The 18,294-nt window shown below is 61.1% G+C and carries 19 protein-coding genes; 8 read left to right on the top strand and 11 right to left on the bottom strand.

What is annotated here, in order from left to right; translation table 11 throughout:
• Positions 1-95: 95 nt before the first annotated feature.
• The 3 genes from ACJJVH_RS04230 to ACJJVH_RS04220 form a co-directional block, all read right to left on the bottom strand.
• Positions 96-2,234, bottom strand: a complete 2,139-nt coding sequence (locus ACJJVH_RS04230; protein WP_113358077.1) for a sodium-translocating pyrophosphatase — start codon at positions 2,232-2,234, stop codon at positions 96-98.
• 247 nt (positions 2,235-2,481) lie between these two features.
• On the bottom strand, positions 2,482-2,964 hold the full coding sequence (gene nusB, locus ACJJVH_RS04225) for a transcription antitermination factor NusB (protein ID WP_004122322.1): 483 nt from the start codon (positions 2,962-2,964) through the stop codon (positions 2,482-2,484).
• Positions 2,965-2,967: 3 nt separating this feature from the next.
• Complete coding sequence (locus tag ACJJVH_RS04220; RefSeq protein WP_092710734.1) at positions 2,968-3,423, bottom strand: 6,7-dimethyl-8-ribityllumazine synthase; 456 nt, start codon at positions 3,421-3,423, stop codon at positions 2,968-2,970.
• A gap of 197 nt (positions 3,424-3,620) precedes the next feature.
• Here ACJJVH_RS04220 and ACJJVH_RS04215 point away from each other — a divergent pair, with 197 nt between their 5' ends.
• Together ACJJVH_RS04215 and ACJJVH_RS04210 are read left to right on the top strand one after the other, a co-directional pair.
• Entirely contained in the window at positions 3,621-4,130 is a 510-nt protein-coding gene (locus ACJJVH_RS04215; RefSeq protein WP_412064795.1) for a cupin domain-containing protein, read from the top strand.
• A gap of 264 nt (positions 4,131-4,394) precedes the next feature.
• Positions 4,395-4,877 (top strand): GNAT family N-acetyltransferase, encoded by a 483-nt coding sequence (locus ACJJVH_RS04210; RefSeq protein ID WP_412064794.1) that lies wholly within the window; start codon positions 4,395-4,397, stop codon positions 4,875-4,877.
• 19 nt (positions 4,878-4,896) lie between these two features.
• Here ACJJVH_RS04210 and ACJJVH_RS04205 read toward each other — a convergent pair whose 3' ends face one another.
• From ACJJVH_RS04205 to ACJJVH_RS04175, 7 genes are all read right to left on the bottom strand, one after another.
• Positions 4,897-5,517, bottom strand: a complete 621-nt coding sequence (locus ACJJVH_RS04205; RefSeq protein ID WP_112797228.1) for a riboflavin synthase — start codon at positions 5,515-5,517, stop codon at positions 4,897-4,899.
• Positions 5,517-6,626 carry a bifunctional diaminohydroxyphosphoribosylaminopyrimidine deaminase/5-amino-6-(5-phosphoribosylamino)uracil reductase RibD gene (gene ribD / locus ACJJVH_RS04200; protein WP_412064793.1) on the bottom strand — a complete coding sequence of 370 codons (1,110 nt, stop codon included), beginning with the start codon at positions 6,624-6,626 and terminating at the stop codon, positions 5,517-5,519. Before ribD ends, ACJJVH_RS04205 begins: the two co-directional genes overlap by 1 nt.
• A 2-nt stretch (positions 6,627-6,628) precedes the next feature.
• Positions 6,629-7,105: a transcriptional regulator NrdR gene (gene nrdR, locus ACJJVH_RS04195; protein WP_112797224.1), complete on the bottom strand. Its 477-nt coding sequence runs from the start codon at positions 7,103-7,105 to the stop codon at positions 6,629-6,631.
• A gap of 9 nt (positions 7,106-7,114) precedes the next feature.
• On the bottom strand, positions 7,115-8,413 hold the full coding sequence (gene glyA, locus ACJJVH_RS04190) for a serine hydroxymethyltransferase (protein ID WP_113358081.1): 1,299 nt from the start codon (positions 8,411-8,413) through the stop codon (positions 7,115-7,117).
• A gap of 177 nt (positions 8,414-8,590) precedes the next feature.
• The gene (locus ACJJVH_RS04185) at positions 8,591-9,904 is read right to left on the bottom strand and encodes a L,D-transpeptidase family protein (RefSeq protein WP_112797221.1); all 1,314 of its coding nucleotides are present in this window, start codon (positions 9,902-9,904) and stop codon (positions 8,591-8,593) included.
• A gap of 512 nt (positions 9,905-10,416) precedes the next feature.
• Positions 10,417-10,932 carry a transcriptional regulator LdtR gene (ldtR, locus tag ACJJVH_RS04180; protein WP_112797219.1) on the bottom strand — a complete coding sequence of 172 codons (516 nt, stop codon included), beginning with the start codon at positions 10,930-10,932 and terminating at the stop codon, positions 10,417-10,419.
• A gap of 133 nt (positions 10,933-11,065) precedes the next feature.
• A complete protein-coding gene (locus ACJJVH_RS04175; protein ID WP_112797217.1) occupies positions 11,066-11,506 on the bottom strand; it encodes a DUF6163 family protein in 441 nt (146 codons plus the stop codon).
• A 144-nt stretch (positions 11,507-11,650) separates the two neighbouring features.
• Between ACJJVH_RS04175 and hemB the strand changes: the two genes are divergently transcribed.
• The 6 genes from hemB to ACJJVH_RS04145 all read left to right on the top strand — a co-directional run bounded on the left by hemB (position 11,651) and on the right by ACJJVH_RS04145 (position 15,812).
• A complete protein-coding gene (gene hemB / locus ACJJVH_RS04170) occupies positions 11,651-12,664 on the top strand; it encodes a porphobilinogen synthase (RefSeq protein ID WP_412064792.1) in 1,014 nt (337 codons plus the stop codon).
• Positions 12,665-12,834: 170 nt separating this feature from the next.
• A complete protein-coding gene (locus ACJJVH_RS04165) occupies positions 12,835-13,293 on the top strand; it encodes an RDD family protein (protein WP_112797213.1) in 459 nt (152 codons plus the stop codon).
• A gap of 181 nt (positions 13,294-13,474) precedes the next feature.
• The gene (locus ACJJVH_RS04160) at positions 13,475-14,254 is read left to right on the top strand and encodes an arginyltransferase (RefSeq protein WP_112797211.1); all 780 of its coding nucleotides are present in this window, start codon (positions 13,475-13,477) and stop codon (positions 14,252-14,254) included.
• Positions 14,255-15,136: a DMT family transporter gene (locus tag ACJJVH_RS04155; RefSeq protein WP_113370223.1), complete on the top strand. Its 882-nt coding sequence runs from the start codon at positions 14,255-14,257 to the stop codon at positions 15,134-15,136.
• Between the two features lie 77 nt (positions 15,137-15,213).
• On the top strand, positions 15,214-15,423 hold the full coding sequence (locus ACJJVH_RS04150) for an AbrB/MazE/SpoVT family DNA-binding domain-containing protein (protein ID WP_412065129.1): 210 nt from the start codon (positions 15,214-15,216) through the stop codon (positions 15,421-15,423).
• Positions 15,423-15,812, top strand: a complete 390-nt coding sequence (locus ACJJVH_RS04145; RefSeq protein ID WP_412065128.1) for a type II toxin-antitoxin system death-on-curing family toxin — start codon at positions 15,423-15,425, stop codon at positions 15,810-15,812. Before ACJJVH_RS04150 ends, ACJJVH_RS04145 begins: the two co-directional genes overlap by 1 nt.
• A 184-nt stretch (positions 15,813-15,996) precedes the next feature.
• On the opposite strand, the gene parC is transcribed toward ACJJVH_RS04145, so the two are convergent.
• On the bottom strand, positions 15,997-18,255 hold the full coding sequence (parC, locus tag ACJJVH_RS04140; protein WP_112797203.1) for a DNA topoisomerase IV subunit A: 2,259 nt from the start codon (positions 18,253-18,255) through the stop codon (positions 15,997-15,999).
• Between the last annotated feature and the right edge of the window lie 39 nt (positions 18,256-18,294).

Raw genomic sequence — 18,294 nt, 5'->3', positions numbered from 1 at the left:
GGTTCAGCTTTCCATCGAATCGCGGAACCGCTTCATCTCTTTGTATCGGCGCAATTCCGGACGGAAAACCGCTGCGCAGTTTTCCTGGAATAGCCTTAGCCGGCGAGAATGGCGAGCAGCAGCAGCGCAACGATGTTGGTGATCTTGATCGCCGGGTTGACCGCCGGACCCGCCGTATCCTTGTAGGGATCGCCGACGGTGTCGCCCGTCACCGATGCCTTGTGGGCTTCCGATCCTTTCATGTGACGCGTCCCGTCCTTGTCGACGAAACCATCCTCGAAGCTCTTCTTGGCGTTATCCCATGCGCCGCCCCCCGACGTCATGGAAATGGCGACGAAGAGGCCGTTGATGATGACGCCAAGCAGCGAGGCGCCAAGGGCCGCGAAGGCCGAAGCCTTGGAGCCGGATATCAGCAGCACTCCGAAATAGACGACCACCGGTGCCAGGACCGGCAGCAGCGACGGAATGATCATCTCGCGAATGGCCGCCTTCGTCAGCAGGTCGACCGCACGGCCGTAGTCGGGACGTTCGGTGCCCTGCATGATGCCCGGCTTTTCGCGGAACTGCCTGCGGACCTCTTCCACGATCGAACCGGCAGCACGGCCGACGGCCGTCATGGCGATGCCGCCGAAGAGGTAGGGGATGAGACCGCCGAACAGCAGGCCGGCGACGACATAGGGATTCGAGAGATCGAAGGAGATCGTACCCACATTGGCGAAATAGGGGAACTTGTCGCCATGAGCCGCGAAATACTGCAGGTCATTCGAATAGGCGGCGAACAATACCAGGGCGCCGAGACCGGCGGAGCCGATGGCATAACCCTTGGTGACGGCCTTGGTGGTGTTGCCGACCGCATCCAGGGCATCGGTGGATTTGCGCACTTCCGGCGGAAGATGCGACATTTCCGCGATGCCGCCGGCATTGTCCGTGACCGGGCCGAAGGCGTCGAGCGCGACGATCATGCCGGCAAGGCCGAGCATGGCCGTAACGGCGATGCCGGTGCCGAACAGGCCGCCGAGCTGATAGGTGGCGATGATGCCGCCGACGATGACGATCGCCGGCAGCGCCGTCGATTCCAACGAGACGGCAAGGCCCTGGATGACGTTGGTGCCGTGACCGGTCACCGATGCCTGGGCGATGGAGTTGACCGGCCGCTTGTTCGTGCCGGTGTAGTATTCGGTGATGACGACGATCAGCGCCGTGACGACCAGACCGACGATGCCGCAGGAGAACAATTTCGCGCCGGTGATGTCGAAACCGGCGACGGTGCCGACCGAGCCCCAGCCGATGGTCAGCGACGTCGCCGCACCCAGGCCGATGATCGACAGGATGCCGGTGGCGATGAGCCCCTTGTAGAGAGCACCCATGATCGAACCGTTGACACCGAGCTTCACGAAGAAGGTGCCGATGATCGAGGTGATGATGCAGGCGCCGCAGATGGCCAGCGGATAGACCATGGCGGAACCGAGAAGCGGAGAGCCGGCGAAAAAGATCGCGGCGAGCACCATCGTCGCGACGACGGACACCGCATAGGTCTCGAACAGGTCGGCCGCCATGCCGGCGCAATCGCCGACATTGTCGCCGACGTTGTCGGCAATGGTGGCGGGGTTGCGCGGGTCGTCCTCGGGAATGCCGGCCTCGACCTTGCCGACGAGGTCGCCGCCGACGTCGGCTCCCTTGGTGAAAATGCCGCCGCCAAGGCGGGCGAAGATCGAAATCAGCGAGGCGCCGAACCCGAGTGCGACCAGCGCATCGATGACATCGCGCGAGCCTGCCTCGTGGCCGAGAACCCCGGTCAGAAAGTAGAAATAGATGGAGACGCCGAGCAGGGCGAGACCTGCGACAAGCATGCCGGTGATGGCACCCGACTTGAAGGCGATGTCGAGGCCCGCCGACAGGCTCTGCGACGAGGCCTGTGCCGTGCGGACATTGGCGCGCACGGAGACGTGCATGCCGATGAAGCCTGCGGCGCCTGAGAGGATAGCGCCGATCAGGAAGCCGAAAGCGGCTTCGGACGACAAGAGGAACCAGGCCGCGATGAAAACGATGATCCCGACGATGGCGATGGTTCTGTACTGACGCGCAAGATAGGCTTGCGCTCCTTCACGAATATACCCGGCAATCTCCTGCATGCGGGCGTTGCCCTGATCGGCGGCGAGCACCGACCGGGTTGCCCATACGGCATAGATGACCGAGAGCAGTCCGCATGCGATCACTCCTAAAAGAATCGACATTTCGCTTTTTCCCTCCAAAAAAGCCGGCGGTTCACTCCTCCCCCGGCCGCCTGCGACAACGGCCGGTCCCCTCCTCCAGAGGACCGGCTGATGTGCAATGCGAGATTGCTGTCGGGAAAACGTCGCGTCAAGACCGCCCGCGGGTAAAACACCCGCGGGAGGTTCAAAAGAATATTCGAAGATGAAATCAGGCGCGAACGAACGAAACGAAAGCGGCGATTGCCGCGTTTCCGGCGACCGGCGAAAGCTATTTCTTCGCTTCGCCGCGAACCTGCTTGGCGATTCGGTCGAGCACGGCGTTCACGAGCTTCGGCTCGTCCTCCTCGAAGAAGGCATGGGCAATCTCGACATATTCGGTGACGATGACGGGAACAGGCACGTCCTTGCGGTCGAGAAGCTCGAAAGTACCGGCGCGCAGAATGGCGCGCACGGTGCTGTCGAGACGCGACAGCGCCCAATCGTCCTGAAGCGCGGAGCCGATCAGCGGATCGAGCCGGGTCTGCTCGCGCACGACACCGGAAACGATGGAGCGGAACCAGGATGCGTCGGCTTTCAGATAGGTCTCGCCGTCCAGCTCCTGGCCGAGACGGTGGGCCTCGTATTCGGCCACCACCTCCAGAACGCCGGTTCCGCCGATATCCATCTGATAGAGCGCCTGAACCGCCGCAAGGCGTGCTGCGCCCCGCTGGTTGGCGGGTTTTGCCGGTCGCTCGTTATCCTGATTGCTCATGTATTATGCACCCAACTTCTCTTTCAGCGCGATCATGGTCAGCGCTGCGCGCGCGGCAAAGCCGCCCTTGTCCTTGTCCGAACGGCGGGCGCGAGCCCAGGCCTGCTCATCGTTCTCGACAGTCAGGATACCGTTGCCGATCGCCAGCGATTCACTGACGGCCAGATCCATCAGCGCCCGCGAGGATTCATTGGCGACGATATCGAAATGATAGGTCTCGCCGCGGATGACCATGCCGAGCGCAACGTAGCCGTCATAGACCACGTTACCATTATCGCCGCCGTCGAGCGCCATGGCGATCGCAGCCGGAATCTCCAACGCGCCGGGAACCGTGACGACGTCATAGGTTGCGCCAGCGGCATCGAGGGCAGCCTTGGCACCGTCAAGCAGGGCGTCTGCCATATCGTCATAGAAGCGGGCTTCCACGATAAGGATGTGAGCATTGGAAGAGCTGGTCATACATCACCTGCGGATTGAGAGGGCGCGGCACCTTGTCAGGCCGGGTCAAACCACGGCGGGCCGCGCTTGGCAAGTGTTTTTCAATGGCCGGCACCGATTCCGGCCCTATTTGGAATCCCCGAAGCTCCGCGGAAATTGCGGCTTCCGCGCACGCAACCGCTTCGATAATAATTTCAGGTCTGCAGAGGGGGAGGTTCATGACGAAGAAATCCATACCCGCCGTCAATGTCGGCGAACTCGAACTGGAACATTGGCAGCAAGGCAGCTTCTTTGCCGGCAGCGACGTCTCGTTCGGGGCGCTGCTTGGATTGAAGAACCTCGGGATCAGCTACAACGAAGTGCCACCCGGCAAATCCGGCTGTCCCTTCCACAACCATCATGTGGAGGAAGAGTTCTTCGTTATCCTCGATGGCGAAGGCGAGTATCGCTTCGGCGACAAGCGCGTCGCCGTCAGCAAAGGCGATGTGCTGGGTGCTCCGGCCGGCGGCCCTGAGACCGCGCATCAGCTGATCAACAAGGGTCCGGCGGTGCTGATCTATCTCGCCGTTTCCACCAAGGCGCGGACTGAAATCGTCGAGTATCCCGACTCCGGCAAGTTCCTGGCCAAGACCTATCGCGACGACAAGACGACGTTCCGCGTGATCGGCCGCGCGGAGACTACCGCCCTCGATTATTGGGATGGCGAAGCCGGCGCCTCGAATGACTAGGTATCCTCAAAGGCATTTGCAGCAAAGCGCTGCCATCCCTGACGATCATTCCAACGTCGACGGTCGAGCGGCTCTTGCTGCGCGGACACAGGCAGGACGACTTTGGCGAATGTCTTGCTCGCCGGGAGCATGAGGACCCCGCCTCATCGCCGGCGAGATGCCGGCATGCGGGAAGATCGGCTTCCGCCGCATCGGCACATTGATTTACAAGGACAAGCCTAACGCGATGTTCGAACGCCGAACGGTGGCAGGGAGGGGCAGGACATGCCGATTTCGCAAGAGAGGTTTTCCATCAAGCCCTATGAACCGGGGGATACGCAGGCGACAATCGATATTTTCCTGCGGGCCATTCGCGAGGTGGCGTCCAAAGATTACAGCCCGGCGCAGATCGCTGCCTGGGCGAAGGTCGATGACGCCGAAGTCTGGGCTCGGTATCGGGCGAGCCGGCCGACCTGGCTTGCAATGGACGGGTTATTGCCCGTCGGCTTTACCGATCTCACATCGGAGGGCCTTCTGGATATGATGTTTGTCGCACCCGACTACCAGGGAAAAGGTGTCGCTACCCTGTTGCTTGCTACAGTCGAGAGCGCCGCCCGCAAACAGGGTCTCCAGCGGATTTTCACCGAGGCGAGCCTGACCGCCCGCCCCTTTTTCCAGCGCAAAGGCTTTACGGTGCTGACCGCACAACAAGTCGTGAAGCGCGGCCAGACATTGCAGAATTTTCTGATGGAAAAGATGCTCGCTTAAAGCAGCCGGCGCGCAGAACTCAAGCTTCGCGGACGACCGGGAATTCCGCCAGCCGGGCCGCGTAGCGCGCCATGGTATCGACTTCGAAATTGACGAAGTCGCCAGCCTTGCGCTCGCCCCAGGTCGTGACCTCAAGCGAATGGCGGATCAGGAGTACGTCGAATTCCGTGCCGTCGACGGCATTGACCGTGAGCGAGGTGCCGTCGAGCGCAACCGAACCCTTCGGCGCGACGAACCTTGCGAGGTGTTCCGGGGCGCGCAGGCGGAAGCGCGTGGCCTCGCCCTCGGCCGTTACGGAGAGAATTTCCGCCTTGCCGTCGATGTGACCGGAGACGATATGGCCGCCAAGCTCGTCGCCGATCTTCAGCGAGCGCTCGAGGTTGATCTTGGCTCCCGCTTGCCAGCTGCCGATCGTCGTCAGGCGCAGGGCTTCCTCCCATGCCTCGACCTCGAACCAGCGTCCGTTGCTGCCCTCTTCCGGCAGTCTGGTAACGGTCAGGCAGACGCCCGCATGCGAAATCGAGGCGCCCATGTCGATCGTCGCCGGATCGTAATTGGTGGCAACGCGCAGCTTGATGCCTTCCTTCAGCGGGGAAATGGATTCGACCGTGCCGACGTCGGTGACAATTCCGGTAAACATCAAAAACCTCTTTCGTATTCGTCGCAGAGATCGTCGCCGAAGCGGCTCTCGCCGATATGCATGAAACTGGCTGGGATATTGGATTTGAGGACGGGCGATTCAATACCGCCCTCGCCGATATCGGCCGGCCCCTGAAACAGCAGGATGCGGTCGATCATTCCGGCGTCGAGGAAGCGCCGCGCGGTCTTGGCCCCCCCTTCCACCAGCAGGGAGGAAATGCCGCGCGTACCCAAGGCCTCCAGCAACGCTCCCGGCTCGCCCGAATTGGACTGCAATACCTCGACGCCCGCAGCATCGAGGGCAGCGCGGCGGCCCAGAAAGGCGGCATCAGTATTGTCGTCAAAGGAAGGTGGATGACCGGCAACCGCGATAACCGGATATTTCCGTGCCGTTTTCACCAGCTTGCTGCCGAGCGGCAGTTGCAGGTCGTCATCGATAACGATGCGCAAGGGCGAACGGTCTTCCAGGCCGGGAAGCCGGCAGGTCAATTCCGGATCGTCTGATATCGCCGTGCCGATGCCGACGAGAATGGCGTCGCTTTCGGCGCGCAGCATCTGCACCTGCGCCCGCGCGACATCGCCGGTGATGCGAACCTGCCCCTCGCCCACCTTGCCGATCATGCCATCGGCGGAAACGGCAAGCTTGAGAGTCACATAGGGCCGGTTTCTCGTCTGGCGCATGAGGTAGCCCGCCAGGGATCGCCTGCCCTCCGTCTCCAGAATGCCGGCATCGACCTCGATGCCAGCGTCGCGCAGCATGGCGATGCCGCGGCCGGAAACGCGCTGGTCGGGATCGGTGACGCTAATGACGACGCGCGCCACGCCATAGGCAATCAATGCCTCGGCGCAGGGCGGCGTCTTGCCATAGTGCGAACAGGGTTCGAGCGTTACATAGGCGGTGGCGCCCCTGGCCGCTTCGCCCGCTTCGGCCAGAGCCTGCGGTTCCGCATGCGGGCGTCCGCCAACCGCGGTTACGCCGCTGCCGAGAACCACGCCGTCCCTGACGATGAGGCAACCGACGGACGGATTTGTCGAGGTCAGTCCCAGATGCCTGCGCGACAAACGGATGGCCTCGGCCATGAAACGTTCATCCTCGGGCCGCGACGCCATGATCAAGGATCCAGCGGATCGCGGGCGATCTTCGCATTGATCTCGTTGATCACATGCTCGAAATCCTCGGCATGCGAAAAATCGCGATAGACCGAGGCATAGCGCACGAAGGCCACATCATCGAGGCTTTTCAGCGCTTCCAGCACCTGAAGACCGATCTGCTCGGAGCTGATCTCCGTCTCGCCGGAACTTTCGAGGCGGCGGACGATGCCGGAAACGGCCCGCTCTATCCGGTCCCGATCGACCGGACGCTTGCGCAGCGCGATCTCGAAGGAGCGCACCAGCTTGTCACGATCGAACAGCACTTTGCGGCCGGTCTTCTTGATGACCATGAGCTCGCGCAGCTGCACGCGCTCGAAGGTGGTGAAGCGACCGCCGCAATCCGGACAGATGCGCCGCCGGCGGATGGAGGTGTTGTCCTCCGCCGGGCGCGAATCCTTGACCTGGGTATCTTCAGAGCCGCAGTATGGGCAGCGCATGCGCCCTCCTCAGCCCAGGTAGCCGTACATCGGGAAGCGGTCGGTGAGCTTGACCACCTTCTCGCGCACGGCAGCCTCGACGGCGGCATTGCCTTCGTCGGAATTGGCGACCTTCAGGCCATCGAGCACTTCGATGATCAGATTGCCGATCTCACGGAACTCGGCTTCCTTGAAGCCGCGCGTCGTGCCGGCCGGCGTGCCGAGGCGGACGCCTGAAGTGACGAAGGGCTTTTCGGGGTCGAACGGAATGCCGTTCTTGTTGCAGGTGACGTAGGCGCGGCCGAGCGCGGCCTCGGCGCGCTTGCCGGTTGCGTTCTTCTTGCGCAGGTCGACCAGCATCAGGTGGTTGTCGGTGCCGCCGGAAACGACATCGACACCGCCTGATATCAGCGTTTCGGCGAGAGCCTTGGCGTTCTTGACGATCTGGGCGGCGTAGTCCTTGAAATCAGGCTGCAGCGCTTCGCCGAGGGCAACGGCCTTGGCGGCGATGACGTGCATGAGCGGGCCGCCCTGGAGGCCGGGGAAGACGGCCGAATTGAACTTCTTCGCCAGATCCTCGTCGTTGGTGAGGATCATGCCGCCGCGCGGGCCACGGAGCGACTTGTGCGTGGTCGTGGTGGCGACGTGGCAATGCGGGAACGGCGACGGATGCTGGCCACCGGCAACGAGGCCGGCGATGTGGGCCATGTCGACCATCAGATAGGCGCCGACGCTGTCGGCGATCTCGCGGAAGCGCTTCCAGTCCCAGATGCGGGAGTAGGCGGTGCCGCCGGCAATGATGAGCTTCGGCCTGGTCTCTTCAGCCTTGCGCTGAACAGCGTCCATGTCGAGCAGGTTGTCGCCTTCGCGCACGCCGTAGGAAACGACGTTGAACCACTTGCCGGACATGTTGACCGGCGAGCCGTGGGTCAGGTGGCCGCCCGAATTCAGGTCGAGGCCCATGAAGGTGTCGCCCGGCTGCAGCAGGGCAAGAAAGACGGCCTGGTTCATCTGCGAACCGGAATTCGGCTGGACGTTGGCGAAGTTGACGCCGAACAGCTTCTTGGCGCGTTCGATGGCGAGCTCTTCGGCGATGTCGACATACTGGCAGCCGCCATAGTAGCGCTTGCCGGGATAACCTTCGGCATACTTGTTGGTCATGATCGAGCCCTGCGCTTCCAGAACGGCGCGCGAGACGATGTTTTCCGAGGCGATCAGTTCGATTTCGTGCCGCTGGCGACCCAGTTCCTTGCCGATCGCGCCAAAGATTTCCGGATCGGTATCGGCAAGCGAGCGATTGAAGAAGGGTTCGGTGGACGCATTGGTCATCGTGAAAGCTCCTGAACGGGCCGGAACGGCAATGCAGAGGTATTAGCCTCAGGGTGATCCGAGAGCAATACGATCAGCGACATTTGCTGGGCATTCTACGATGAGCGCCGCCGGCAAACGAAAAAGCCGCATCCGGGGATGCGGCTTCGGTGACAAAGCAAGCTCGAAGCCTGCCGGTTATTGAACCGGCTGCTCCATCCCCTGGGTCGTATCGAGCGCCAGCTGGGAATTGCCGTCAAGATTATAGATGTCGTCGCGGAACTGGACGATACCGTCGGCCGCGCTCCAGGCGGAGATATAGACGAAATAAACCGGCACTTCCGTCGCGAGCGTGATCGGCGTGTTGACGCGGGTCGAGATGACCTGCTCGATGTGCTGGCGCGGCCAGCCCGGAGTTTCGGCCAGGAGCCAGGTCGCCAGGTCGCGCACGTTCTGAACGCGCACGCAGCCCGAGCTGTCGAAACGCATCAGCTTGTTGAACAGGCCCTGCTCCGGCGTGTCGTGCATGTATTCGTTGTTGGGGTTATGGAAGTTGATCTTCGTGGACGCCATGGCGTTCGTCTTGCCCGGATCCTGGCGGAACGTCAGATCCGGAGCCTTGTCCGAATTCCAGTCGATCGTTTCAGGCGCGACTTCCTGGCCCCTGCTGTCGAGAAGACGGATATTGCTCTTCGTCAGGTAGGTCGGATCCTTCCGCATGAGCGGCATGATGTCCTTGACGATGATGGAGCGCGGCGCCGTCCAGTACGGATTGAGGATGACCTCGTAGATCTTCGAATTGATGATGTGCGTCGGGCGCGATTCACGGCCGACGATCGCCTCATGGCGCAGCGCCACCTGACCGTCCTGCACGGCCTCGACACGGGTCGCGGGGATGTTGACCATGACGTGACGGCGGCCGAGGTCGGACGGGAACGTCTGAAGGCGGACGAGATTGGTGTTCAACTGCTGCAGGCGGACGTTGGCGGGAATGTTCATCGCCTTCTGCGTGAAATCGCCGATAACGCCATCCGGCGGCAGGCCATGGCGAGCCTGGAAGCGCTTGACGGCGCCGTCTACGTAGGAATCGAAGGACGAGGAAATGCCCGCTTCGCGCGGCAGGTCGCCCGTCACCATCAGATGCTGGCGCAAGGACTGCACCGCAGGATCGGTAACGCCGATCTGCAGCGGTTGCTGGCTTGTCGGGCTGACTTGCGGCCAGCCGCCATTGGCGACGATACTCTGGTACTGGGCAATCGCCTGCTGAATGTTCGGTACGGAATCCGGGCCGAGGATCGGCGTGTTCGACTGCACGGCCGCCGCTGTACGCGCCGCAGCCTTGGCATCGAACTGGTCGTCCCAATTGCCGCGAGAGCGGTCGTTGATCAGCGCTTCAAGCGGAGTGGCGTTTTGCGCGAGTGCCGGAGCGGCCAGCGCGGCAGCGCCTAGAGTTGCGGCCGTCCGCAGGAAAGAGCGGCGCGAGAATGGTTCAATTCCGTTTTTCTTCGACATATCCCAACCGTTCAACGCTGCGATCCAATCATGCGCAGCCTAGAGAGGAAGCAGTAAATAGCGCAGCTTGCGCCAAGTAACGCCGCCCAGTATCGATCCGTTCCCTTAAAGCACCACCAAAAACCTGGCCACGAACTATCACAATATCGCGAAGCCAGGACTTTGGACCGAAAGATCGAATTTCGAGAGCGCTGCTTGCCGTCCGTTTCCGCTGTCATAGCAATATGGCCAATTCGTGTCGCCCGGCATGAAACTTGCCTTGCCATGCGGCGGCGGAAGAAAGATCAAACTGCATTTGCTAAAATACCACGGCTACGCGTGGTTCATAGCGTGTATTGGCCGGCCGTCAATGCCACAGGCGACTTGCAAGTTGCATGCAACGCAAGGTAAGCGGCGGACGTGGCAAAAAACGCACAATCGCCAATGTAACAACAGATTCAAGCCGGACACGCAGGGAAACGTGTCCAGCTTGCTTTTACTGGAAGGTCTTGCGATCGATCCGTCGCCGTTACTTACATGCGATAGGCGATGGTGTCGTTCCAGAAGCGGTCCAGACGCTGCAGCAGCTTGTTCATCTGGGTGAACTCGTCGGTGCCGATGCCGCCGACCTTGTCGATCGAGCCGATGTGGCGCTCATAGAGCCTGGCAACGGTTTCGGCGATCTCCTGGCCGGTTTCCGTCAGGCTGATGCGGACCGAGCGGCGGTCGATGCGCGAGCGCTGGTGGTTGATGAAGCCGAGGTCGACCAGCTTCTTGACGTTGTAGGAAACGTTCGAACCGAGGTAGAAACCGCGGGAGCGCAATTCGCCGGCCGTCAGCTCGGAATTGCCGATGTTGAAAAGAAGAAGTGCCTGTACGGCATTGACGTCGTCGCGACCCTGGCGGTCGAACTCGTCCTTGATGACATCAAGCAGGCGGCGGTGCAAACGCTCGACCAGGTGAAGGGATTCCATGTAGAGGGCCCGGATGTCGTCAACCTGCTGATCCCGAGCGTTCGCAACTGCCTGCGGCTTGATTTTCGTGTTCATCATGACTTGGCCTCACTCTGTTTTGTTTGGCGGTGTCGTTTTCTTCCCGCCTTGAGTGAGACCCTATCGAATACACATAAAATTCTACTTAAACTGCAAGCTTAACAGCACCTTACCGCGAAGTCTTGGTGTCTCAGGGTAAATCAACCATTACCTGCTGCCGGCGACGGCGGCGCTTTTCCTGCCATAGAAGAACGCGGAAAAGGCAATAAATCACGGCCACGCAGGCATGCAAGATCATGATCAGGGGATTGGATCCGAATATCTCCGGCCAGACCCCGTACATCAATGCCTGCCCGCCTGCGGCCAGTACCCACATGACCGGCCCCCAGGAGACGGTGAGCCACAATCCGAGGGCAGCGACCGGGAAAACGACGGCCAGTCCGGCGGCCGCGACCTTCCAGGGCAGCGCCAGCAGATCGAACCGGGCATGCCCTTCCAACGAATAGCCGACCAGCATCGCCCAATATTGCAGGCCGAGCCAGAAGCAGGCGATCGCTATCAGCCGCAGGAACAGCACGAACAGGATGTCCGTCAGCGTATTCTTGGGTACGGTCGAAGAATCAGGTTCCATGCGCGAACAATACGTATGAGGCATCGGCCTCGCCAGAATATAATGGCTGCGGCCTTTCGCCGGGTTTTGAATCCTGGGGACAGCATGATACGTACGCTGCCCATCGAATAAGGCCACAGATAGACGAAGAAGGATGGCGGCATCATGGAAAACAAGACGCATCTCGTCGACGAGATCACCGGGCATCGCCGCATGCGACGCAACCGCAAGGCGGACTGGACGCGCCGCCTCGTGCAGGAAAACAGGCTGACCGTCGACGATCTGATCTGGCCGATCTTCCTCATTCCCGGCACCGGCATCCTGGAGCCGATCCCCGCCATGCCCGGCGTCAACCGCATGACCGTGGACAAGGCCGTCGAAGCGGCGAAGGAAGCAGCCGATCTCGGTATTCCCGCACTTGCCACCTTCCCGAACATCGAAATGGAGCTGCGCGACGAGACCGGCTCCAACAGTCTCGAGAAGAACAATCTCATCAATCTCGCCAGCGCCGCGATCAAGAAGGCCGTGCCGAATATCGGCGTCATCACCGATGTCGCCCTCGACCCGTTCACCAGCCATGGCCACGACGGCATCCTGCGCGGCAACGAAATCGTCAACGACGAGACGGTCGAGCAAGTGGCGCAGGCGGCCATCTATCAGGCGGATGCGGGCGCCGATATCATCGCGCCTTCGGAAATGATGGACGGTCGCATCGGCGCGATCCGCCAGGCGCTCGACGCCGCCGGCCATCAGAATGTCGGCATCATGAGCTATGCGACGAAATTCAGCTCGGCCTTCTACGGCCCCTACCGCGAGGCGATTTCGACCGGCGGGCTGCTCAAGGGCGACAAGAAGACCTATTATATCGACCCGGCCAACGGCACCGAGGCCGTGCGCGACGCCACGCTCGACGTCGAGGAAGGCGCCGATATGCTGATGGTCAAGCCCGGTCTGCCCTATCTCGACATCTGTTGGCGGCTGAAGGAGGCTTTCGGCCTTCCGACCTTCGCCTATCAGGTCTCAGGCGAGTACGCGATGATCAAGGCGGCGGCCGCCAACGGCTGGATCGACGGCGAGCGGGTGATGCTCGAAACCCTGCTCGCCTTCAAGCGCGCAGGCTGCGACGGCATCCTCACCTATTTCGCCATCGATGTGGCAAAGCATCTGACGAAGAGATAGCGCGCCCCGTCCGCTTATTGTATTTGCGGCTCCCGATACCATATGTTCGGCAAATGTTTTTCCGCCGCACGCCGCTTCCCTGCGAGATGCCGTGCGGCGGCATCTTCAACCTGCCATGAGCCTTCGCCAATTGGGAACGATTGAAGGACCATGCGCCAAGGAGGAAAGCGATGAGCCTGAACCCCAGCCCGCTCTATGCAGCACCGGACGACTGGCGCGCCTATAGTGGCGTGCTGAGCAGGCGAATCTTCGCCTTCGTCGTCGATTACATCATCGTGGCGCTGCTGTGCATTCCGGCGGCCGTGCTTCTGTTTTTCGTTTCGATCCTGACGTTCGGCCTTGGCTTCGTCCTCTATCCGGTCCTTTTCATCCTCGTGGCCGGCTTCTATTTCGGCTGGACGCTCGGCGGCCCTTATCAGGCTTCGCTCGGCATGCGCGCCATGGGCCTCACTATGCTCCGCGTCGATGGCCAGCGGATGGATTTTCTGACGGCAATCGTCCATCTGGCGCTATTCTGGATTCTGAACTCCGTCCTGACGCCGCTGATCCTGTTGGTCGGTTTGTTTACCGAGCGCAGCCGGCTGCTCCATGACCTGCTGCTGGGCACCGTCATCGCCCGCACGGCCTGAAGGCGCATCGCGATACCGAAACAACGCGATCTCTCGCGGAGCCGATGCCCCGCGGGACGGCGATCGAGTGCATCATGAATTAGGAAACTTCGATCTTTAGCGAAGGACGTGGTTGACGTTTTCCAAACTTGGGCCATGCTTGTAAAAAACAGGTGCCGGAAGAAAGGGCAATCAACGGCAGATGAACACGCAGTCGACGCCATCTCCGCAGTTTTATCTGACGGCACCGGCCACCTGCCCGTACTTGCCGCACGAGATGGAGCGCAAGGTTTTCACGCATCTCGTCGGTCCGCGTGCAGCCGAGATGAACGATATCCTGACCCAGGGCGGTTTCCGGCGCTCGCAAAACATCGCCTATCGGCCTGCCTGCGAATCCTGCCGCGCCTGCGTATCCGTTCGCATCCTCGCCCAGGAATTCGAGTCCACCCGCTCCATGCGGCGCGTGCTGTCCGCCAACAGCGACATCATCGCCACCGAATTTCCGGCACAGCCTTCCAGCGAGCAATATTCGCTCTTCCGCCGCTATCTCGACTATCGCCATCAGCACGGCGGCATGTCCGACATGACCGTGCTCGATTATGCGATCATGGTCGAAGATACGCATGTGAACACCCGCATCATCGAATATCGCCGCCGCGAGGAAGGCTCCGGGCTTGAACAACGTCCGAAAGGCGAGCTGCTGGCGGCCGCCCTGACCGACGTCATGAGCGACGGCCTGTCGATGGTCTATTCCTACTTCAATCCCGATCTTGACGAGAGATCGCTCGGCACCTTCATGATCCTCGATCATATCAAGCGGACGAAGGCGCTCGGGCTGCCGCATGTCTATCTCGGCTATTGGGTCAAGGGTTCGCGCAAGATGGATTACAAGACGCGCTTCCAACCGCAGGAGCACCTGACGCCGCGCGGCTGGGAACGTTTCGATCCGACCGCCGATGACGGCAAAGATACCTTCCGCTGAATGTTCTCCCATCTTTCGGATCACAAAAAAGGTTTGTTGCTGACGACGCTGGGCGGCCTGGCGCTTTCGATGGACATACCGCTGATCCGGCTTTCCAGCGGCGAGGTCTGGTCGGTGCTGTCGGCACGCAGCCTTGCGACCATCGTCGTGGCGCTCGCCGTCCTTGTCGCCATTCGCAGGGTCACGGGTTCGCTGCAACGCGTGCTGCCTGGCTGGCTGGGGCTTCCCGTCGCATTCTTCTACGGGCTGACGACCATCACCTTTCTTCTCGCCGTCTACTATACGACGGCGGCAAACGTGGTGTTCATCATCGCGCTCAACCCGATGTTCACGGCGCTGCTGTCATGGATCTTCCTCAAGGAGCGCCCTGCCCTTTCGACGTTCATCACCATGGCGGTCATGATTCTCGGGGTCGGCCTGATCGTGGGAGGCGGCATGGAAAGCGGCCATCTGCTGGGCGACGCGCTTTCGGTGCTCGCCTCCTTTTCCATCGCCTGCGCCATTACCATCGGCCGCGCCTCGGGACGCGACATGGGTTTCGCCTCGCTTCTGGCCGCCGTCATTCCGGCGGCTGTCGGGCTTTATCACATAGCGCCTGCCGGTTTTTCCATCCAACATCCCGGCTGGATCCTGTTCGACGGCGCCGTGCTGATGCCGCTTTCCTTCTGGTGCCTCGCGACGGGTACGCGGTTTCTCTCCGCACCCGAAGTCGCGATGTTCTATCTGCTGGAAACGATTCTTGCGCCGATCTGGGTCTGGCTGATCTTCGCGGAAGCGCCGACCACGCTGACCCTGGCCGGCGGCGCGATCCTGATCCTTGCGCTTGCCGCCCACTCGCTATGGCAGGCGCGGGTCAAGGCAAGAGCGGCACTCGCGGCGTAAGACCTTGTAAATTAAAATCATGATCGCCCAATGTTATAACTCAGTTATTACATTGGAGCTGAGACACGAGCGTCACCATCCGAAAGATCGGCAATTCCGAAGGCGTTATTATCCCGAAGGAAATCCTGGATCAGCTGGGTCTCGGAGCCGGCGACAGCTTGGAACTCAGCTTGAAAGATGGCGGATTGCTGATGCACCCGACCGATGCGGACTTTGCGCGCCAGATGGAGCACGCGCAGCGCTTCATGGACCAATACAAAGTGGCACTTAAGAAGCTGGCAGAATGATGCCGGCAATCTTTCTGACGATATCCCTCATCGAAAAGTTGCACGAGACGCAAATTAAGAGGTTCGGTGCCTCGTATGGCTTACGCGACGAAGGTTCTCTCGAATCTGCCTTGGCACGCCCGATTAACAAAGCTCGATATGGCGGCGAGGATATCATTGAACTGGTGGCGGCTTATCTATTTGGACTAGCGAAAAACCACGGATTCACAGATGGCAACAAGCGTATCGCAATAGTGGCCGCGGCCGTCTTTCTCATGGACAACGGGTTCAGAATTCAGACGACGGACGCCAACCTCTACACTTTCGTCGCGGCTGTGGCCGCTGGCGAAATCGATGAAGAGGGAGCAACGCGCTTCCTGCGGGACGTCTGTCTTTCAGATACGGATTAGAAACCAACCGACTTTCCATTCGCTTCGCATCGGTCTAACGAGGTCAGCCGGCAGTCGCCCCTCGGGTCGACTGCCGGCTATTGAAGTCAAGGCGCGCTACCCGACCCCTCGCTAAGGCTCAGGGCGCTTCTTGCAGCAATCGACCGTAACAGCCCGATTGCCTTGAACTCGGTTCAACCAAGCCTCACCCCGAGAACCGTCCGCTTCTGGGGAAGCCCTTCGGCACGGCGCGGCCGGCAGCGGCGCGATCGCCCAGCCATTCCGCCAATTCGTCCTTCGTCTTGGTGAAGGTGCGGCCGGCGCTGTCTTCCCAGGTCAGGCCATCGGCAATGACGAAGCACCGGATGTCGGAAACGCCGCCATCCTTGTAGCGCTGCAGGCGCACGCCCTTGCCGCGCGACATTTCCGGAACTTGCGCGAGCGGGAAGATGACCATCTTGCGGTTCTCGCCGACCACGGCGACGTGATCGCCGGAAACCGGCACCAGAAGCTTCGTCTCGTCGGGATAGGAGACGTTCATGATCTGCTTGCCCTTGCGGGTATTGGCAATGAGTTCCGCCTCCGCGACGACGAAGCCATTGCCGGCCGTCGAGGCTATCAGCTGCTTGCGCTGCGGATCGTGGACGAAGGCCGTCAGCACGTCCTGATCGTTTTCCATGTCGATCATGATGCGCAGCGGCTCGCCATGGCCGCGGCCGCCAGGCAGCTTGTCGCCGCCGAGCGTGTAGGCCTTGCCGCCGGTCGTGATGATCAGGATCTTGTCCGTCGTCTGCGCCGGGAACGCAACCTTGAGACCGTCCCCCTCCTTGAAGGTCAACGAGGACGTATCGGAGATATGGCCCTTCAGGGCGCGGATCCAGCCCTTTTCCGAGACGACGACGGTGATCGGCTCCTTCTCGATCATCGCCTGCTGGATGGCGGCATCGTCGGCTTCCGGCGCTTCGGCAAACTGCGTGCGGCGACGGCCGATGTCGGTGGCCTTGGCGAATTTCTTCTTCACCTCGCCGATTTCCCAGGAAACCGTCTGCCACTGCTTCTCTTCCGAGGCCAGCAACGCCTCGATATCGGCCTTCTCCTTGGTCAGGCCATCGAATTCCTTGCGGATTTCGAACTCTTCCAGCTTGCGCAAGGAGCGCAGCCGCATGTTGAGGATGGCTTCGACCTGATTGTCCGTAAGCCCGAACCGCTCCATCATCACGGGCTTCGGCTCATCCTCCTCGCGGATGATGGCGATAACCTCGTCGATGTTGAGATAGGCGATCAGGAAACCGCCAAGAATTTCCAGGCGTTTCTCGATGGCGGCGAGCCGGAAGCGGGAACGGCGCAGAAGCACTTCGCGGCGATGGTCCAGCCATTCCTTCAGTACTTCGTTCAGCGCCATGACCTTTGGAATGCGGCCCATGGACAGGACGTTCATGTTGAGCGGGAAACGGCTTTCCAGCTCCGTCAGCTTGAACATCGATTCCATCAGAATCGTCGGGTCGACGGTGCGGCTCTTCGGCACGAGAACGACGCGGATGTCCTCGGCGGATTCGTCGCGGATATCCTCGAGCAGCGGCAGCTTGCGCGCCAGCAGCAGCTCGGCGATCTTTTCGATCAGCCGGGACTTCTGCACCTGGAACGGGATCTCGGTGACGACGATCTGATAGCCGCCACGGCCCAGATCCTCGATCTCCCATTTGGAGCGGACGCGGAAACCGCCGCGACCGGTCTTGTAGCTTTCGGTGATGCTGCGGCGATCGTCGATAATGATGCCGCCGGTCGGAAAGTCGGGGCCGGGAATATAGAGTTCCACGAGTTTCTCGACGCTGGCATCGCGATCCTTGATCAGATGCAGCGCCGCGTCGCAAAGCTCGTGAACGTTGTGCGACGGAATGGAGGTCGCCATGCCGACGGCAATGCCGGAGGAGCCGTTGGCGAGCAGATTGGGAAAGGCGCCGGGCAGAACGACCGGCTCGGAATTCGACTCGTCGTAGGTGTCGCGGAAATCCACCGCGTCCTGGTCGATGCCTTCGAGCAGCAGTTCGGAAACCGCCGTCATCTTGGATTCGGTGTAGCGCATCGCGGCCGGGCTATCGCCGTCGATGTTGCCGAAATTGCCCTGGCCGTTGACCAGCGTGTAGCGCTGCGAGAAATCCTGCGCGAGACGCGCCAGCGCATCGTAGATCGACTGGTCGCCATGCGGGTGATAGTTACCCATCACCTCGCCGACGATCTTGGCGCATTTGCGGAAGGCGGCGTTGGGGCGAAGACCCATCTCGCTCATCGCATAGACGATGCGCCGATGCACCGGCTTCAACCCGTCGCGAACGTCGGGAAGCGCGCGTTGCGTGATCGTCGACAGAGCATAGGCCAGATAGCGCTCTTCGAGCGCTGCCTTCAGGTCGACCGGAAGGATATTGTCGTCGCCGTCGCCGGACGGCGGTGTAAGATTTTGTCCCATGGTCCCTGACTATCGGAGATGGCGATTCCCGGCAAGAAA

This window comes from Rhizobium sp. SYY.PMSO (assembly GCF_046840415.1).
GTDB lineage: Bacteria > Pseudomonadota > Alphaproteobacteria > Rhizobiales > Rhizobiaceae > Rhizobium.
Note: the sequence above shows the minus strand (reverse complement) of the source record. Positions and strands in the feature narration are given on the sequence as shown.

What these genes read in the sequence shown, in the direction of transcription:
- ACJJVH_RS04160 (WP_112797211.1), top strand. Translation starts at nt 13,475, where the DNA reads ATGAACACGCAGTCGACGCCATCTCCGCAGTTTTATCTGACGGCACCG.
- glyA (WP_113358081.1), bottom strand. Translation starts at nt 8,413, where the DNA reads ATGACCAATGCGTCCACCGAACCCTTCTTCAATCGCTCGCTTGCCGAT.
- ACJJVH_RS04220 (WP_092710734.1), bottom strand. Translation starts at nt 3,423, where the DNA reads ATGACCAGCTCTTCCAATGCTCACATCCTTATCGTGGAAGCCCGCTTC.
- ACJJVH_RS04175 (WP_112797217.1), bottom strand. Translation starts at nt 11,506, where the DNA reads ATGGAACCTGATTCTTCGACCGTACCCAAGAATACGCTGACGGACATC.
- ACJJVH_RS04210 (WP_412064794.1), top strand. Translation starts at nt 4,395, where the DNA reads ATGCCGATTTCGCAAGAGAGGTTTTCCATCAAGCCCTATGAACCGGGG.
- nrdR (WP_112797224.1), bottom strand. Translation starts at nt 7,105, where the DNA reads ATGCGCTGCCCATACTGCGGCTCTGAAGATACCCAGGTCAAGGATTCG.
- ACJJVH_RS04230 (WP_113358077.1), bottom strand. Translation starts at nt 2,234, where the DNA reads ATGTCGATTCTTTTAGGAGTGATCGCATGCGGACTGCTCTCGGTCATC.
- ACJJVH_RS04165 (WP_112797213.1), top strand. Translation starts at nt 12,835, where the DNA reads ATGAGCCTGAACCCCAGCCCGCTCTATGCAGCACCGGACGACTGGCGC.
- ldtR (WP_112797219.1), bottom strand. Translation starts at nt 10,932, where the DNA reads ATGAACACGAAAATCAAGCCGCAGGCAGTTGCGAACGCTCGGGATCAG.
- ACJJVH_RS04145 (WP_412065128.1), top strand. Translation starts at nt 15,423, where the DNA reads ATGCCGGCAATCTTTCTGACGATATCCCTCATCGAAAAGTTGCACGAG.
- ACJJVH_RS04185 (WP_112797221.1), bottom strand. Translation starts at nt 9,904, where the DNA reads ATGTCGAAGAAAAACGGAATTGAACCATTCTCGCGCCGCTCTTTCCTG.
- ACJJVH_RS04215 (WP_412064795.1), top strand. Translation starts at nt 3,621, where the DNA reads ATGACGAAGAAATCCATACCCGCCGTCAATGTCGGCGAACTCGAACTG.
- ACJJVH_RS04155 (WP_113370223.1), top strand. Translation starts at nt 14,255, where the DNA reads ATGTTCTCCCATCTTTCGGATCACAAAAAAGGTTTGTTGCTGACGACG.
- hemB (WP_412064792.1), top strand. Translation starts at nt 11,651, where the DNA reads ATGGAAAACAAGACGCATCTCGTCGACGAGATCACCGGGCATCGCCGC.
- ACJJVH_RS04205 (WP_112797228.1), bottom strand. Translation starts at nt 5,517, where the DNA reads ATGTTTACCGGAATTGTCACCGACGTCGGCACGGTCGAATCCATTTCC.
- nusB (WP_004122322.1), bottom strand. Translation starts at nt 2,964, where the DNA reads ATGAGCAATCAGGATAACGAGCGACCGGCAAAACCCGCCAACCAGCGG.
- ribD (WP_412064793.1), bottom strand. Translation starts at nt 6,626, where the DNA reads ATGGCGTCGCGGCCCGAGGATGAACGTTTCATGGCCGAGGCCATCCGT.
- parC (WP_112797203.1), bottom strand. Translation starts at nt 18,255, where the DNA reads ATGGGACAAAATCTTACACCGCCGTCCGGCGACGGCGACGACAATATC.